16 protein-coding genes are annotated in these 14,782 nt (G+C 32.2%); 4 read left to right on the forward strand and 12 right to left on the reverse strand.

All coding sequences use genetic code 11. The features are described from left to right. Positions 1-295 precede the first annotated feature (295 nt). Entirely contained in the window at positions 296-1,129 is an 834-nt protein-coding gene (gene speD, locus BPMYX0001_RS11065; RefSeq protein ID WP_033798890.1) for an adenosylmethionine decarboxylase, read from the reverse strand. A 389-nt stretch (positions 1,130-1,518) separates the two neighbouring features. Next, positions 1,519-1,644, reverse strand: coding sequence for a hypothetical protein (locus BPMYX0001_RS34515; protein WP_006094941.1), 126 nt, complete (start codon positions 1,642-1,644; stop codon positions 1,519-1,521). Between the two features lie 170 nt (positions 1,645-1,814). On the opposite strand from BPMYX0001_RS34515, the gene BPMYX0001_RS11070 reads away from it, so the two are divergent. Beyond that, positions 1,815-2,138 (forward strand): hypothetical protein, encoded by a 324-nt coding sequence (locus BPMYX0001_RS11070; protein ID WP_018765975.1) that lies wholly within the window; start codon positions 1,815-1,817, stop codon positions 2,136-2,138. A 285-nt stretch (positions 2,139-2,423) separates the two neighbouring features. Here the strand turns inward: BPMYX0001_RS11070 and BPMYX0001_RS11075 are convergent, their stop codons facing one another. From BPMYX0001_RS11075 to BPMYX0001_RS11095, 5 genes are all read right to left on the reverse strand, one after another. After that, positions 2,424-3,023, reverse strand: a complete 600-nt coding sequence (locus BPMYX0001_RS11075; protein ID WP_018765976.1) for an undecaprenyl-diphosphatase — start codon at positions 3,021-3,023, stop codon at positions 2,424-2,426. Positions 3,024-3,132: 109 nt separating this feature from the next. Next, complete coding sequence (locus tag BPMYX0001_RS11080; protein WP_033798891.1) at positions 3,133-4,560, reverse strand: HAMP domain-containing sensor histidine kinase; 1,428 nt, start codon at positions 4,558-4,560, stop codon at positions 3,133-3,135. Continuing rightward, entirely contained in the window at positions 4,557-5,231 is a 675-nt protein-coding gene (locus BPMYX0001_RS11085; protein ID WP_003203539.1) for a response regulator transcription factor, read from the reverse strand. Before BPMYX0001_RS11085 ends, BPMYX0001_RS11080 begins: the two co-directional genes overlap by 4 nt. A 12-nt stretch (positions 5,232-5,243) precedes the next feature. Next, entirely contained in the window at positions 5,244-5,774 is a 531-nt protein-coding gene (locus BPMYX0001_RS11090; protein WP_018780545.1) for a hypothetical protein, read from the reverse strand. Positions 5,775-5,914: 140 nt separating this feature from the next. After that, positions 5,915-6,433, reverse strand: a complete 519-nt coding sequence (locus tag BPMYX0001_RS11095; RefSeq protein WP_006094946.1) for a GrpB family protein — start codon at positions 6,431-6,433, stop codon at positions 5,915-5,917. 129 nt (positions 6,434-6,562) lie between these two features. On the opposite strand from BPMYX0001_RS11095, the gene BPMYX0001_RS11100 reads away from it, so the two are divergent. After that, on the forward strand, positions 6,563-7,435 hold the full coding sequence (locus BPMYX0001_RS11100) for a protein kinase family protein (protein ID WP_003203550.1): 873 nt from the start codon (positions 6,563-6,565) through the stop codon (positions 7,433-7,435). 110 nt (positions 7,436-7,545) lie between these two features. After that, positions 7,546-8,811 carry a sensor histidine kinase gene (locus BPMYX0001_RS11105; RefSeq protein ID WP_033798892.1) on the forward strand — a complete coding sequence of 422 codons (1,266 nt, stop codon included), beginning with the start codon at positions 7,546-7,548 and terminating at the stop codon, positions 8,809-8,811. A 545-nt stretch (positions 8,812-9,356) separates the two neighbouring features. On the opposite strand, the gene BPMYX0001_RS11110 is transcribed toward BPMYX0001_RS11105, so the two are convergent. Further along, positions 9,357-10,151: an alpha/beta fold hydrolase gene (locus BPMYX0001_RS11110; RefSeq protein WP_006094948.1), complete on the reverse strand. Its 795-nt coding sequence runs from the start codon at positions 10,149-10,151 to the stop codon at positions 9,357-9,359. 682 nt (positions 10,152-10,833) lie between these two features. On the opposite strand from BPMYX0001_RS11110, the gene BPMYX0001_RS11115 reads away from it, so the two are divergent. Continuing rightward, positions 10,834-11,145, forward strand: a complete 312-nt coding sequence (locus BPMYX0001_RS11115; protein WP_033798893.1) for a hypothetical protein — start codon at positions 10,834-10,836, stop codon at positions 11,143-11,145. 260 nt (positions 11,146-11,405) lie between these two features. On the opposite strand, the gene BPMYX0001_RS30645 is transcribed toward BPMYX0001_RS11115, so the two are convergent. The 4 genes from BPMYX0001_RS30645 to BPMYX0001_RS11130 all read right to left on the reverse strand — a co-directional run bounded on the left by BPMYX0001_RS30645 (position 11,406) and on the right by BPMYX0001_RS11130 (position 14,752). Next, a complete protein-coding gene (locus BPMYX0001_RS30645) occupies positions 11,406-11,504 on the reverse strand; it encodes a YjcZ family sporulation protein (RefSeq protein ID WP_018765986.1) in 99 nt (32 codons plus the stop codon). Positions 11,505-11,672: 168 nt separating this feature from the next. Beyond that, the gene (locus BPMYX0001_RS11120) at positions 11,673-12,500 is read right to left on the reverse strand and encodes an energy-coupling factor transporter transmembrane component T family protein (protein ID WP_033798894.1); all 828 of its coding nucleotides are present in this window, start codon (positions 12,498-12,500) and stop codon (positions 11,673-11,675) included. Continuing rightward, positions 12,493-14,193 (reverse strand): ABC transporter ATP-binding protein, encoded by a 1,701-nt coding sequence (locus tag BPMYX0001_RS11125; RefSeq protein WP_006094950.1) that lies wholly within the window; start codon positions 14,191-14,193, stop codon positions 12,493-12,495. Before BPMYX0001_RS11125 ends, BPMYX0001_RS11120 begins: the two co-directional genes overlap by 8 nt. Positions 14,194-14,203: 10 nt before the next feature. Further along, complete coding sequence (locus BPMYX0001_RS11130) at positions 14,204-14,752, reverse strand: ECF-type riboflavin transporter substrate-binding protein (RefSeq protein ID WP_006094951.1); 549 nt, start codon at positions 14,750-14,752, stop codon at positions 14,204-14,206. Positions 14,753-14,782 lie beyond the last annotated feature (30 nt).

The following is a 14,782-nucleotide window of genomic DNA, read 5'->3' on the forward strand; positions in this document are numbered from 1 at the left end:
TGGGAGTATTACTGCCCACAAATAGCGGGATAAACCAGTGGTATTCATACAAACTAGATGTTTATGCTAACTTGTTTATTTGCTTTATTTATTATACAAATACAGTGCGTGAAATTGCTTGCTTGAGTATGTATCCCTCTAGAATTAGGGATACCAACAACAAAATACAAATTTCACACATTAAGCAAAATAAAAAGGTAAACAAGCTGGATTTTCACACACTAAGGATGTCCAGCTTGTTTACTTTATTGCTAAGGTGACATAGGAGTTATTTGTATTTCCCTAAAAAGAGGTATCATTCAAAACTTTCTCCCATTGATCCATGACTCATGTTTTTTCCGTAAAATATTTCATCCATTTCCGTTTTTAATTTTTTTGTAATTTCCTCTTGTTCTTTTACGGATAATTTTTCTTGTGTATATCCAAATAGATAGTTGTTTAAGTCAAATTCTTTTAGTTTACATTTTGTATGAAAGATATGCTCTTGATAAACATTGACATCAATCATGTCATAGAGACTTTTCACGTTATTTGGAATGTAATTTTGGATAGAACTTATTTCATGGTCAATAAATAACTTGTTACCTGTTATATCTCTTGTAAATCCCCGAACGCGGTAATCAATTGTCATAATATCTGTATCAAATGAGTGGATAAGGTAATTTAAAGCCTTAAGAGGTGAGATTTCACCGCATGTAGCTACATCAATATCCGCTCTAAAAGTGCTAATACCTTCATCTGGATGATATTCAGGATACGTATGAACCGTTATATGACTTTTATCTAACTGCATAACAACTGAATCAGGAAGAGGTCCAGGTGATTCAGTGAATGATTCTGTCGGCACTTCTACCACGGGACCTTCTGATACTAATATAGTTACGCTCGCCCCTTGTGGTACATAGTCTTGTTTAGCAATATTCAGTACATGCGCACCTATAATGTCCGAGACATTTTTCAAAATCTTAGTTAATCTGTCTGCATTATATTGTTCATCTATGTATTCTATATAAGCTTCTCGTTCTTCTTTTGTTCTTGTATAGCAAATATCATACATGTTAAAACTTAATGATTTTGTGAGGTTATTAAAACCATGTAATTGAATCCTTTGTTCTGGTGTTAGGTTCATGATAAAATGCCCCATTCTTTTTTCTGATTAATACTATTTTATAAATCCTTTATGAAATATAGTTCCATTCTACAATTTTTTCATGCATCTTCTTTTTGAATTGGGATTACTTGTAATATACAAGTTATTTCTAATTCGTTGGTGATGGCTAATTATTATATTGTTATGGATTATTTTAGTTTTATTGGAAAAAATACGGTAATTGAAATTTGAAATAGCAACTATGTAAAATTTGAATGAAGAAACCATTGTGAGTAAATGCATCAAAAAAGAAAAGATGTGTAAGCTTTAATTAGTTTACACATCTTTTCTTTTTTTCTATGCTTAAAACTAATTAAATACTGCGCCGATTTTTATAATTACTCTCAATTATATTCCAAATCAAAACACTACTTTTTTAAATCTTTTTTCGTTACTTCACTTCTAATATTTACATCTTTTGAGAATTCAGTATCATTTTTTAGGTTATTTGGATATTTGCTTTTTTGTTTTCGATTATCATTCCGATTCGTCATGAATGATCCCTCCTCTTATAAACGTTCGTACCTATTTTGTACAAAAGGAACTATTTCATACTGATAATTTCATGAGTATAGTCCCGTTCAACTTACGCAATCCGATTTAACACAATGTTTTCAATATTTCTCCAAGCGATTTGGACATGCTAAAGAATGAGGTGACTGTTATGAAAAATGAAATATTAAAGTTAGTACCAGAAGCGGTAAAAAAGTTAATCCAGAAAGACGTTAAAGAAAGAAACAAGCGCATCATTGATTTAATTATCGATGATGCAACTGCATATGAATTTGAACCAGACCAAGTAGTTCCTTGTATCATGGCTGCTTATTATGCTTACGAGTCCACCCCTTATCCTAGTGAAATGGAAGATGAATGGATGAAGATCTTAGTTTTTCACACAGCTACTCGTTCAGCGATGAAACTTTTATCTTACGGTAAATTTAAAGCAAAACGATCAGAGAGTGGATGGATGAAGTATACAGGTCATTGAATGATCCCATTTTGAAGTGAGAGGTTCCTATTAACTAACATATTCGCTGGAATCTCTTATTTCGCAATGGAATTTTCACAGAACATATGACTGTTTCGTGCTCAATAGGCATCGTACATTTCGTTCGAAAAAATTTTCACGAAAAGTTACACATGCTATATATCTTCTAACGAGCCCTAATATTTTTTGTTTTCCAATTAAATACAGTGCGTGAAATTAATGTTTGTATGCATGAAAAAGAACCCATCATTTACGAATAGGTTCTTTTTCTAGTAACTTGTATGATTAATGTGTATGGTTATATTTCGATAACAATGGAATTCGTTTTGCAATGGATGCATAAATTACAAATACCATTTGTGTTAATGGTTCTAATTTTCGCGTACTTTGCATTACTATGCCGCAAGTTATAAATGACAGGAATGCTCCACCAATTATATCTGCTGGATAATGGACACCAACGTAAATACGTGAAACTCCAACTAGTACGGCCCAAATTAATGCAATATATTTTAATCTTTCCCCTCTCAATAGCATCGTAAATGCTATTGAAAATACAAGTACAGAATGATCACTTACAAATGATGAATCTACTGCATGTGGCACTAATTGATGAACATGATAAGTTACAAAAGGTCGCGCATGATAATATACTGCATGAATGAAAACATTTAACAGCAATGAAACTCCGACTGTAAGAACAGTATATACAACAGTATATTGTTTTTGAATCGCCATTTCTTTTTTAGTATTACTAAACCATAAAATAAGCATAAAAAGAATCGCCATGTAAGGCGCGCTATTCGTAATCATAATCATGATCTTATCTGAAATGATTGAGGTTCCCGCTAAATTATTAATCCATTGAAATACTGTGTAGTTCATATCTACCCTCTCCTTATTTTCATTACATTCGTACTTTAAGAAAGTACAAGTTCTATCGGTTTACACAGTATACAACAGTAATATGAAAATACTTTGAAACTTTTCTCATCTATTTCTCATTTTCATGTAAAACATAAGGAAACGAAATTGTAACTGATGTACCTTCTTTCTCCCTACTTTCTAATATAATGTTTCCATTATATTTTTCTACAAGCCGTCTTGCGATGGAAAGCCCCAGGCCATTTCCACCCTGTTTACGACTCCTTGCTTTATCTACCCTATAAAAACGATTAAGTACATATGGTAAATCCGATTCGGGTATTCCGACGCCATGATCTACAATACGTATAGTAATATTTTCTTTTTGCATGTTTGTTTGAATACAAATGTATTTATCATTTGCTTTGGTATATTTAATCGCGTTATCTAGTATGATAATCATTATTTGCTCTAAATAAGGTGTTGGTATAGCCACGTAAGCCTCTTCGGCATATAATTGTATATCGAATTCGAATTCAGTTTGAAGAACTTCAAAGTTTTGGATTACTTGTTTTAATACAGTATTTACATGTACAGGCTCGACTGCTAATGAGGGCATTTGCTCTGATTCTGCTCTGGATAACTCTAATAATTCTGAGACTAATTTATTCAATCTATCCACTTCTTTTAAACTAGATTGAAGTGACTTTTGTAGAATAACAGGATCATCCTTTCCCCAACGGTTTAACATGGATAAATGGCCTTGAATAATTGTAAGGGGTGTTCGAAGTTCATGTGATGCATCTTCAACAAACTGTTTTTGTTGTAAAAAAGACTTTTCTACATCATCCATTAATTCATTAAATAGAATGCCTAACTTTGCAAGTTCATCATTATTTTCCCGTACAGGAACTCTTTCTTTTAACCCGTTTGTTTTAATTCGATTCATCGTATCAGTTATATTCTGAACACTTAATAAAAGTTGTTTAGCAATAATTGTTCCACCTAAAAAACTAAGTATAAGTCCACCGATACCAGCTGCAACCATTACAACGAAAATGATTTTCAACAAATGATCGAAAGTTTCTAAATTTTTCCCAACCTCAATTGTTCCCATAAATGTTGCTGTTTGAATCGGCATACGTTCAATTAATATTCTATCTTCTAAATGCCTCTTTATATAAGCTTCAGGTTGGGTAACCGATTTAGGAGGCGCCCACCTCGGATTAAAATCACGAGAAATCGAGACAATTGGTTGTCCATCTTTATCTAAAATTCGAATAATCTGATGTTTATCATTCATATTATTAAGGAAGTCTTTACCGTTTTCAATCGTTTGGTTAGAAAGTGTTTCTTTTTTATCAGTAAAATATGCTGCTATTTCTTTCACTTGCCTGTTCATTTGTTTCTTTTCATAGTCTACTGTCCATTGATTAATCACAATAAACTGTAAAACATTATATAAAGCGAACAAGATAAATAATAACGTAGTTGACCAAAGAGTTAGTTTCCATTTTATCGGAAGGTTTCGAATGCGCTGTGCAAAATTTTTGATCATCTCATCACATATCCAGCCCCTCTAACAGTCTGGATATACTCCTCCTTATCTACACCATGTAATTTGTTTCGTAAATAGCGAACATATACATCAACAATATTTGTTTCTACAATCGCATCGTAACCCCACACTTGCTCTAAAAGTATATCTCGTGTTAGTACGCGGTTAATATTCTTCATAAACATGAGTAATAACTCAAATTCTTTGTTCGTTAATTCAATGATTTCATCATTTTTTCTTAGCGTTCTTGATTCTACATGTAACTGTAAATCTTTAAAAGCAAGCAAAAGTGTTGGCTTACTTTCTTCTTTTTGTTCGCGTCTAAATATAACACGTATTCGTGCAAGGAGTTCTTCAATTGCAAATGGCTTCGGTAAGTAATCATCAGCGCCGCTATCTAATCCTGTAACACGATCCATAATACTATCACGCGCTGTTAACATAATGATGGGAGTATTCTTCGTCGCACGCAGTCTACGACATACTTCAATCCCATTGAGTCCTGGTAACATCAAATCAAGAAGTATAATATCATAGTTCTTCTCTATGGCTGCTTCCAATCCTTTTCGCCCATCGTATTGTACCTCTACTGCATATCCTTCATATTTTAATTCTAACTCTAAAAATTCAGCTAAACTTTCTTCATCTTCAATTATTAATATATGATGCAACCCTAATTCCTCCTATATTATTAAATGAATGATCAATCCTAATCCAAATAGAATCGCAATCATTTGATGTATGTTTCGATATAATACCGATTTTTTTCTGTCTTTAACCTTATTCAAAAGAATTCCAACAACTCCTAGCAATACTAAGCTACCAAAAGCAAATATGCCGCTGTAAATCTGTATCATATGGTGATTTCCCCTTATAAAAAAATAAACTCCATGTGTTGTTGCAACAGCTAATATAGCATAACCGATAAACATATGATATTTCTTTGCTAACATATATAATTCTTTCATATACTTGAATCCGGGTATTTTATTTTTGTGTAAAAACAGCCAAATATGACGTAAAAACCAAAGTGATGCAGCTGCAATCGCACCATATTCACCAAGAGAACCAAGATTTTTATTTACGCTTTTTAATCCTATTTGATCTCCTAGCATAAAGTTTACGATAAACATTGTAACACTAAATGCAATCACACAAGCTCCTGCGATCTTTATAAACAAATTAAAAATTTGACTTCCGAACGTTTTCTTCATTTTGCATCCCTCTTTCAATTTCAAAACATCACTACATTCCAAATTGTAGCAATCAAAAAAGAAAAAAGAATGAAAGAAAGATTAGAATAAGATGAGAAATACTTTATGTGAACTAAAAAACAAATTTCCCACCGTAATTTTTATATGTATAGATTTTCTTTCGCCAGTGTAATGATCCTTTGAATAAAAGGTTCTTTTGCATTAGTATACGCCACTCGATCAAATGGATACTTCATAGCAAGCTCGTATTTTAATTGTTTGTATTCCACACGTGCCCATTCATGATTACTCATAAAATCAAGAAATAATAAATTGTTTTTCCAATCTTGACCACCGTGCGTATAGACGTGTAAATGATGTGTACCTGCTCTCCATTTCCCTTTTCTAAAAAAACGCCTCTGCGGAAAAGGTTTATGAAATACATATTCATATCCTATTGTTTGCAATGGTTCTATCCAATGATCAACTAATTTTAAATCTTTAACACCTATCATCATATCAATAAGAGGTTTAGCATCTAACCCTTCTACTGACGTACTTCCGATATGTTCAATCGCTAAGATGTCCTTTTTTAGCAATGTGATAAATTTCTCTTTCTCCTTCACAAATTCCGTATGCCAATTTAAATTATACGGTTCAATGATTATTTCTTTATCCATCTTTTACTCCTTTCATAATAATTACATAGCTTTAAAAGTAATTCTTTTTAACTAATCAAAACAGGATTTTTATTACTCTCCTCGAATTTATTAATATTTAATCTCATTATATAAAATAAGAGGTGTAAAATGAACGAAATTCCAGTCACACTTAGCTTTGATGATGTAACTTTTAAATTAAAAGAATATCAAGATTTTGAATGGCTTGTGAAGCTTGGTAGAGTGTTTACTGTATTTGATCAACAAGATTCTGGCAATATATGCTTTGGTATTGAAATAGATGGTCAGAAAAGATTTGTTAAATATGCTGGTGCAAAAACAATGGAGTATTCGGGAAATCCAGATGCCGCTGTTACTAGATTAAAAGAAGCTATTTTTCTTTATGAAGAATTAAAACACGATCATCTAATCGAATTAATTGATCATTATGAAGTAGAAAACGGTTATGTGGCAATCTTTAATTGGTTTACCGGAGAATGCCTTCATTCCCATTGGTCATTTCCACCACTAGCGAAATATAGTAATCCTAGTTCTCCGTTCTATCGCTATAAACAATTATCAATTGAAGAACGTCTTATTTCACTAGATCATATTTTTTCTTTCCATGTTCATGTTGAAAGAAAAAATTATGTAGCAATAGATTTTTATGATGGAAGCATTTTGTATGACTTTGAAACAAAGACAACAAAGATTTGTGATATCGATTTATATCAGAAGAAACCTTATATCAATACAATGGGAAGACTTTGGGGATCATCACGATTTATGTCACCTGAGGAATTCGAACTTGATGCAGTGATTGATGAGAAAACAAATGTATTTAATATGGGAGCAATCGCTTTTGCGTTCTTAGGAGGGGAACTCGATCGTTCTTTCACTAAATGGGAAGCAGGGAAAGAATTGTATGACGTAGCAGCTCGTACGATAGAAAAAAATAGAAATCAACGTTATGCATCAGTTGAAGAATTTCACTTAGCATGGGAATTTGCTCGAAACAAATAACAATTCAAAAGTAATCACAGTCCTCATTCCAATAATTAAAACATGAAGAAGTTGTATTTTTCCGGTATAATACTTATAGTACTGAAAACTACAATAATGAGGCATGCTAGATGAATTTTGTATACATTAACCAAAACGTATTAAATAATCTGCTTTACATTTTAAGCAGCATCTTTGTTTTTTATTTTATATATAATAATGAAATATTTTTTAAAAACTATAAAAAGATTCTTATCATTATATGCACTAGTATACCATTGATTTTATGTATGAAATTCCCTATATACATAGACGAAAACTGCGTTCACGACTTAAGACAGATCCCTTTTTTAATAGGTACACTTTATGGTGGTTTACCAGTTGGGATCGCTTTATTATCTATCATGTTATTGATTCGGTTTGTTTTTTATGGTGTTAACTTTTTAACAGTTATTGTTTATATTACCATGCTTATTTTCACTGCCTATTCTTCTTCTAAATTTAATCAATTAAACAGAAGAAAGAAGCTTATCATGTCAATGACTTTACCTTTTTTCCTTGCTTTACTTACAACCTTTATCGCTGTTGTTCTGTCAGATTTCCCAATTACAAATTCATATATCACTTATTTTATTCTACTCCCTCCAATTGTCATGTTATTTGTTGTATATATAAATGAGGTTTTAAGAGATGCCGTTATTATGAGGTCTAAATTAGTAAAGATGGAGAAGATGGAGATTGTGAGTCAACTTGCTGCGAGTATTTCACATGAAGTAAGAAATCCTCTTACCGTAGTAAAAGGTTTTACTCAACTCCTTAAAACTCCAGATTTACCACAAGAATCGCGAGAACAATATATTGAACATATTCTTGGAGAGCTAAACCGCGCTCAGGTTATCATTGATGACTACTTAACATTTGCTAAGCCAGCATCACAAAAAGTTGATAACATTGTAATAGATCAAGAATTAAAAAGAATAATAAGTATGATGATGCCATTATGTAATATGAATTCTATAAATGTTTCTGAGAATTTAGTAACAGGTTCCATCACTGGGAATACACAACATTTTCAGCAATGCTTTTTAAACCTAATAAAGAACAGTATTGAAGCGATGCTAAATGGCGGAAAACTAAGTATCAAATCATCTGCTTGTGAAAACAAAATTACTATTGTCATTAAAGACAGTGGAATTGGGATGACACAAGAGCAAATCAATCGATTTGGTGAACCTTATTTTAGTACAAAAACAAGAGGAACAGGTTTAGGTACGATGGTTGCAGTAAAAATCATTGAAACGATGAATGGTACTTTAGATATAAATAGTATTGTTAATAAAGGAACCACTTTAACGATCACATTTCCACAAAATAATGAGATTGCTAAAAAACACTAACATTTTGATTTAAAAGGAGCTTCCTATGCTCCTTTTTACTTTTCACTACATAAATTGAAATTTTAATCAATGTTTTTTCTCCATCCCCCACTGATTATTAGCCTTCACTAATCAGGTATTTACTAACATTTCATCTCCCGCCTAACTTCATTGTTTTCGATGATTTTTAAAGCGGGAATATTACTACTAGTTAATACAAAATAAGATATGCTTTTCATAAACCTTGGCTTAAATTTTTTATATATGAACCCTCCTATAAAAGGTCCTGGCTATAGCTAACTTGAAGGTATTCCTTCTTTACTCTATTTTTTATTACCTAACATAGTTGTACCACTTCTCGTATATTTACTCATTAGGTTTTACATTCGCAAGACTCCATCCGCATCAATCACCGGTACGGAAAAATAATTCGAAATATTTAGGAGGGATAACTTGAGCGCTCACTACTCTTTCACATATCAATTATCAAACGGAGCCTGATAGCTCCTTTCCCATTAAATATTTAGCACAATAAACGCATATAACTTCGAAATAAATATACTTTTTTATGGGTAAAGAAAAAGTCTCATCTCAGTATGAATAAAAGCAAACTGCTGAATCATTTCATTTAGGCATCTCGCTGCTTTTGTAGGAATTTGATGCTTTACGTTATCAATGAATTTTAATTCATTACATGGCAATTTTTCATGTAGTAATTTGGCATGACTATAAAATATTTTATCTTTCTTACCATACACCAACAAAACCGGAAGCTGAATATTTCTAAGCTGATTAGTACAATCATAATGCAAACTATAACAATAATACTGCCAGATATTTTTGGCATTCCCTTTTCGTGCCTCTTTAAACATCTTTCTGAACAATTTATGTGTATTTGAGTTGCTCCATGAAATAGACCATGCTAAAAATGAAACTGCCCCCGCTTTCGCAAGTTTCACGCCAAGTGAAATCTTATTCTTTAGATATCCATCCCTCACTTCTGACATTCCCCCGATTAGAATACCTCCTAACGCTCTTTCAGCAAAGGCCAATAAAAATTCTAATGCGACAGAGCTTCCAGTCGAATATCCACATACAAATGCTTTCTTAATCTCTAAATGATCCAACAAACATCTAATGTCTTCAGCAATCAGTGGATAGGTTATCGGTTGTTTTGAATACTGACTCCTTCCGTGTCCTCTAATATCAAAAGCAATCACCTTAAAATTTTGGGATAATCCCTCTATTTGATACTCAAAATTCACACATGTAAGTACAGGAGGATGAATAAAAACAATAGGAACCCCTTTTCCCTTAACGATATAGTACAGACTACTACCATCTACATCCAACATTGGCATGTATGTAATCACCTCAACAATCTAAAATTATTACTCTTTTTCAAAAAAACAGTAACTCTAAAAAATGATGCATACTAAAAATTGATTTTAGTACATGAGTATTTTCCTTTTGTTATTAATTTCTTTATAATTTGTTAGCTATAAGCTGTCGATATTATTCTGTTATACGTTCCTGATAACGTTGAAGCTGATTTTCGTTTAAAAAAAATGAATTTAGTCGCTCCTCAAGTTTTTCTTTTAATCTTTTCATTTATTTAAACAGAAAAACAGATGGTCTTTTTTTTGAATGTTAGCTATAAAATAACCTCTTACAGTACACTTGACGATGTGTCTTTTCACTCATTTCTGTTATTATGTGGCACTTCTTTATTTCTATTCTGGCAACTATTTAGAATAAATTACGATGGATTTTCCTTATGAATCACACATAAAATTAAAATAATTCTTTTTAATCCCATTTTTCAATATACTGCATCTCATTGATTAAATAAACATTATGTAAATGAATTTCAAATCCTTATTTATCTGTGCATGTTTCCCTTTGTAATGAGTAAACTTAGGGTTTTTAGGAAAAAAGAATCAAGAAATGTTAGCATAAATTCCGATAAAATATTGCAACATAAATCATGTGAAATTGAACTTAGTGTTTCTTTTTCCTAATTATCTTTACAGGGGGTAAAAAATGAATACTCTTAACTTCTTGATGTCACTATTCAATTCTGGAAGAAGAACTCAGCAAATGTTTAAATTATTTAGAAATAGACGGAATAACAATAGAAGCTGGATTTGGTTTTCTTTACTAGGATTAGGAACAGTTTTTAGTGTAGTAGCAACACGTAATTCAAATATGATGAAACCTATTCAACGTTTGTTCCAAGGCGTTCAAAATACAACAAAAACATTTATTCCATCCAAAGTAAATTTGGCAAATATAGAATTTGCCGATGAAATTACGCCTAACAGTCAAAAGAGACTGGGTAATCAAAGCCAATAACTATCGTGAATAATAAAAACTCGCCTTTTAGTCACAAGTATTTACAATATTAAAAAATTATGTAAATTGAACGAATTTTCCGGAAATTACCTTATTATTTCGGTGAAATTTCAACATAAAAAAAGGAGCATAGCAGCTCCTTTTTTTATGTTGAATCTCGTATTGATACTAAAAAAGTATCTTTAATGTTTTTTCTGATTACATGATTCTGTGACGAATGATTAAAAAGTTATATGTTTTTAATACCCTCAGCCTCAGCCTCAGCCCCAGCAGCTGCATCCAACAATAATTAATAAAATAAATAACACAACTAATAAAGCAAAACTTCCACCAAAACCACAAGAACCACCGAAACTCATATTCTCTCCTCCTTTTAGTATAAAACTAATGGATAATGAAATTGATCGTTTATTAACAGGTTCGTATTATACAGTATGTTTCTATGTCATTTTTGAGCATGTCTTGGATAAATTTAAAAAGGCATTGCTCTGAGCGCCTAAATTTTATCCCAATAACATCCAGAAAACTTACAATGGATACCAAAACCCTTTGAAAATATTGAACTTTAGGTAAATGGCCAGTACTAAAATTATAATGCCGATAACGAGCCCTAGATAATCCTCTTGTTTTGCTTTTGTTGTAAAATACCATGTTCGCTTCTCTTTTTTTCCGAATCCTCGTAAGTCCATTGCATTTGAAACCGTATCAATTCGCTCTAAAGAATGAATAACAAGTGGCCAAAAGATGAGTACCCGATTTTTAATACGTTCCCAAAAATTCGTCTCTCCTCTTTCAAATGGTACACCTCTTGCTTCTTGAGCGTGCTTAATCAATTTGTATTCCGCTTGTATATTCGGTATGTAACGAAGCGCAATGTTTATTGCATAGGCAATCTTATATGGTAAGCCAATTTTATGCAGGCTGCTAGCGAACTCACTTGGATGTGTCGTGTATATGAAAATAAGTGTAAATGGTAATAACGTAAAATACTTTAATGAGAGCGTAAGAGCATAAAATAGTGTTTCAAATGTAATCGTAGCATATCCAATATGCAAGAATGCTGTACTTGTACCAGTTAACTCAGATCCATGAGTTGGTGTAATCAATAAAATCATCATTGAATTTAGCATACTAAATGTGAAAATAACACTAAATATAATTACAATTTTTTTTATAGGGATTTTAGCGATCACTAATCCTAAACAACCAATGAAAAACAAGCATAATAAAATACGAAAATCAAAAAATATAAACGTAAGAGTCATCCAAATTATAAATAACAACAATTTAATTGCGCCGTCCATACGATGAAAATATGTATGATTATCTATATAAAATAAATCTGCTTTATTCATAATCCCCTCTCCTTTTTGCCTCCATATACATTTGTACAAAAACGTCTGGAAAAGGAACTTTACTCAAATTCGCTAAAGTTGTTAGCGAACTCTCCTGTAAATTAGCTTGTTGTAATACTTCGCTATTTGTTAATACGTTTGGAACAGTATCATTAGCAAGTATTTTCCCTTTATGAAGGACAACTGCACGGTCTGCATATTCTAAAGCTAGATTCATATCATGTGTAATAAAGATGAATGATATTCCTTGTGCCGCTAGTAGGCTTATACAAGACATAAATTGTTTATAATGAAAATAATCTTGTCCTGCTGTTGGCTCGTCTAATATGATAAGCTTCGGATTCCTTGTTAAAACCGATGCAATGGTAAGCCTCTTTTTTTGTCCGTAACTTAACGCTTGAATAGGCCAATTTCGGAATGGATATAATCCACAAATTCGCAATGCATCTTCTACGCGTTTATTTATTTCTGCGCTAGAAGTCTTCTTTAATTTTAATGAAAAAGCAACTTCATCCCAAACAGTAGATTGTGTAATCATATGATTAGGATTTTGCATGACATAGGAGATCACTTCTCCACGCTTTCGAATAGACCATGAACTTATATTTTCATTATCAAGTACAATTCCCCCTTCCTTCGCTTTGTTCATTCCCGTTAATGTATGTGCAAATGTAGACTTACCTGCACCATTATGGCCTAATAATGCTACAATTTCTCCCTTTTGTATAGAGAGTGTTATATCCCTTAATGTAAAATCTTTTTGCGAATATGAAAATGATATATTTTCTATTTCACATAAGATTTCTTTTTTTTGTTGTTCTTTAAACATGGTAGAATTTAACATCCATTGCTTAATCGCTTTATTCACATTTCCATGATCTAAACTTTCAATTGGATATAATTCTTCATCTAAAATATTCATTCTTATATTTTTTAATGCTTCAATATATACAGGTTCTCTTAACCCTATTTTTTGTAGCATGTTTGTTTGTAAAATTCTTTTTGGTGAATCAACCGCTACAATTTTTCCTTCTTCTATTAATATGATTTTATCAAGGTCTAATTTTAATATTTCTTCTATTCTATGCTCAATAATAACAACTGTTTTATTAAATTGTTGATGCACCTTTCGTATAAGTTCTACTGTTTTCAAACTACTCATGGGGTCTAAGTTTGCTAATGGCTCATCAAATAGTAATATGTCAGCTTCTGTTGTTAACAGTCCAGCAAGAGAAACAGTTTGTTTTTGACCACCAGATAATTCATGCGGGCTTCGTAGATGAAACGTATGCATCTGTACTTTCTGTAGTGAGTCCATAACAACAGCCTTCATTTTCTCCTGTTCTACACAATCGTTTTCTAATGAGAAAGCAACATCTTCTCCTACGGTTAAACCAATAAACTGAGAATCTTGATCTTGTAAAATAGTTCCTACATGCTTGCTTTGCTCAAAAATACTACCTTTTCGCGGATCCTTACCACATATTGAAATGTTCCCAGTACTTGATCCCTCATATGAAAAAGGGATAAGCCCATTTATACAATGGGCCAATGTTGATTTTCCTGATCCACTTCGACCGGCAATCAATACTTTTTCACCTGGATAAATACGGAATGTAACATCCTTTAAAGTAGGTTCTGTCACTTGTTTATATTGAAATGTAAATTGTTCAAAGGAAATAATCGGCTTCATTGTAATCTCCCTACTTTTCAATCTTCAAATGTGTATGTTTTTTATTTGCTTTCGCTAATCCCAGTGTGATTGGTAAACCAAGAATTAAGAACACAAGGATATCTGCAATCGTTGCACCGAATACTTGAATAACAATTTTATCCAAAGGTTCACCCATAACGATAATATCAAAAGCACCGGCAAATATGATTGCAACGACAATCCCGATTAAACCTGTTATAGCAAAATATGAAATATCTCGATTACGAAATGTTCCATTTTTCACACTGAAACTTGCTCGTTTTTGTACAAGTCCCATCGTAAATCCAATAATACCTGAGCTAAGTACCCATCCCCACCATATTCCCCATCCAGCGATGGTATCTGTCACTGTATGACCGATAAGACCAATCAAAAGTCCTGCAATCGGCCCGAAAATCGCACCAAAAATTGTTAATATAGCCAAAGCAGGCTTTATAAATGTGTTTGGTGCAATTGAAAATCCCCATAGACCTAATACACCATATATTGCAGAACCGATTCCAATTGCTACGACTAATTTTGTAGATAATTTGTTCATATGAATTCCCCTTTCATTCTAGTTAGTTTA

The sequence above is a fragment of the Bacillus pseudomycoides DSM 12442 genome, from assembly GCF_000161455.1.
In the GTDB taxonomy this organism is placed as follows: domain Bacteria; phylum Bacillota; class Bacilli; order Bacillales; family Bacillaceae_G; genus Bacillus_A; species Bacillus_A pseudomycoides.

Coding starts and splice junctions, on each gene's coding strand:
- speD (WP_033798890.1), bottom strand. CDS start 1,129: ATGAACCTAACACCAGAACAAAGGATTCAATTACATGGTTTTAATAAC.
- BPMYX0001_RS34515 (WP_006094941.1), bottom strand. CDS start 1,644: ATGACGAATCGGAATGATAATCGAAAACAAAAAAGCAAATATCCAAAT.
- BPMYX0001_RS11070 (WP_018765975.1), top strand. CDS start 1,815: ATGAAAAATGAAATATTAAAGTTAGTACCAGAAGCGGTAAAAAAGTTA.
- BPMYX0001_RS11075 (WP_018765976.1), bottom strand. CDS start 3,023: ATGAACTACACAGTATTTCAATGGATTAATAATTTAGCGGGAACCTCA.
- BPMYX0001_RS11080 (WP_033798891.1), bottom strand. CDS start 4,560: ATGATCAAAAATTTTGCACAGCGCATTCGAAACCTTCCGATAAAATGG.
- BPMYX0001_RS11090 (WP_018780545.1), bottom strand. CDS start 5,774: ATGAAGAAAACGTTCGGAAGTCAAATTTTTAATTTGTTTATAAAGATC.
- BPMYX0001_RS11095 (WP_006094946.1), bottom strand. CDS start 6,433: ATGGATAAAGAAATAATCATTGAACCGTATAATTTAAATTGGCATACG.
- BPMYX0001_RS11100 (WP_003203550.1), top strand. CDS start 6,563: ATGAACGAAATTCCAGTCACACTTAGCTTTGATGATGTAACTTTTAAA.
- BPMYX0001_RS11105 (WP_033798892.1), top strand. CDS start 7,546: ATGAATTTTGTATACATTAACCAAAACGTATTAAATAATCTGCTTTAC.
- BPMYX0001_RS11110 (WP_006094948.1), bottom strand. CDS start 10,151: ATGCCAATGTTGGATGTAGATGGTAGTAGTCTGTACTATATCGTTAAG.
- BPMYX0001_RS11115 (WP_033798893.1), top strand. CDS start 10,834: ATGAATACTCTTAACTTCTTGATGTCACTATTCAATTCTGGAAGAAGA.
- BPMYX0001_RS30645 (WP_018765986.1), bottom strand. CDS start 11,504: ATGAGTTTCGGTGGTTCTTGTGGTTTTGGTGGAAGTTTTGCTTTATTA.
- BPMYX0001_RS11120 (WP_033798894.1), bottom strand. CDS start 12,500: ATGAATAAAGCAGATTTATTTTATATAGATAATCATACATATTTTCAT.
- BPMYX0001_RS11125 (WP_006094950.1), bottom strand. CDS start 14,193: ATGAAGCCGATTATTTCCTTTGAACAATTTACATTTCAATATAAACAA.
- BPMYX0001_RS11130 (WP_006094951.1), bottom strand. CDS start 14,752: ATGAACAAATTATCTACAAAATTAGTCGTAGCAATTGGAATCGGTTCT.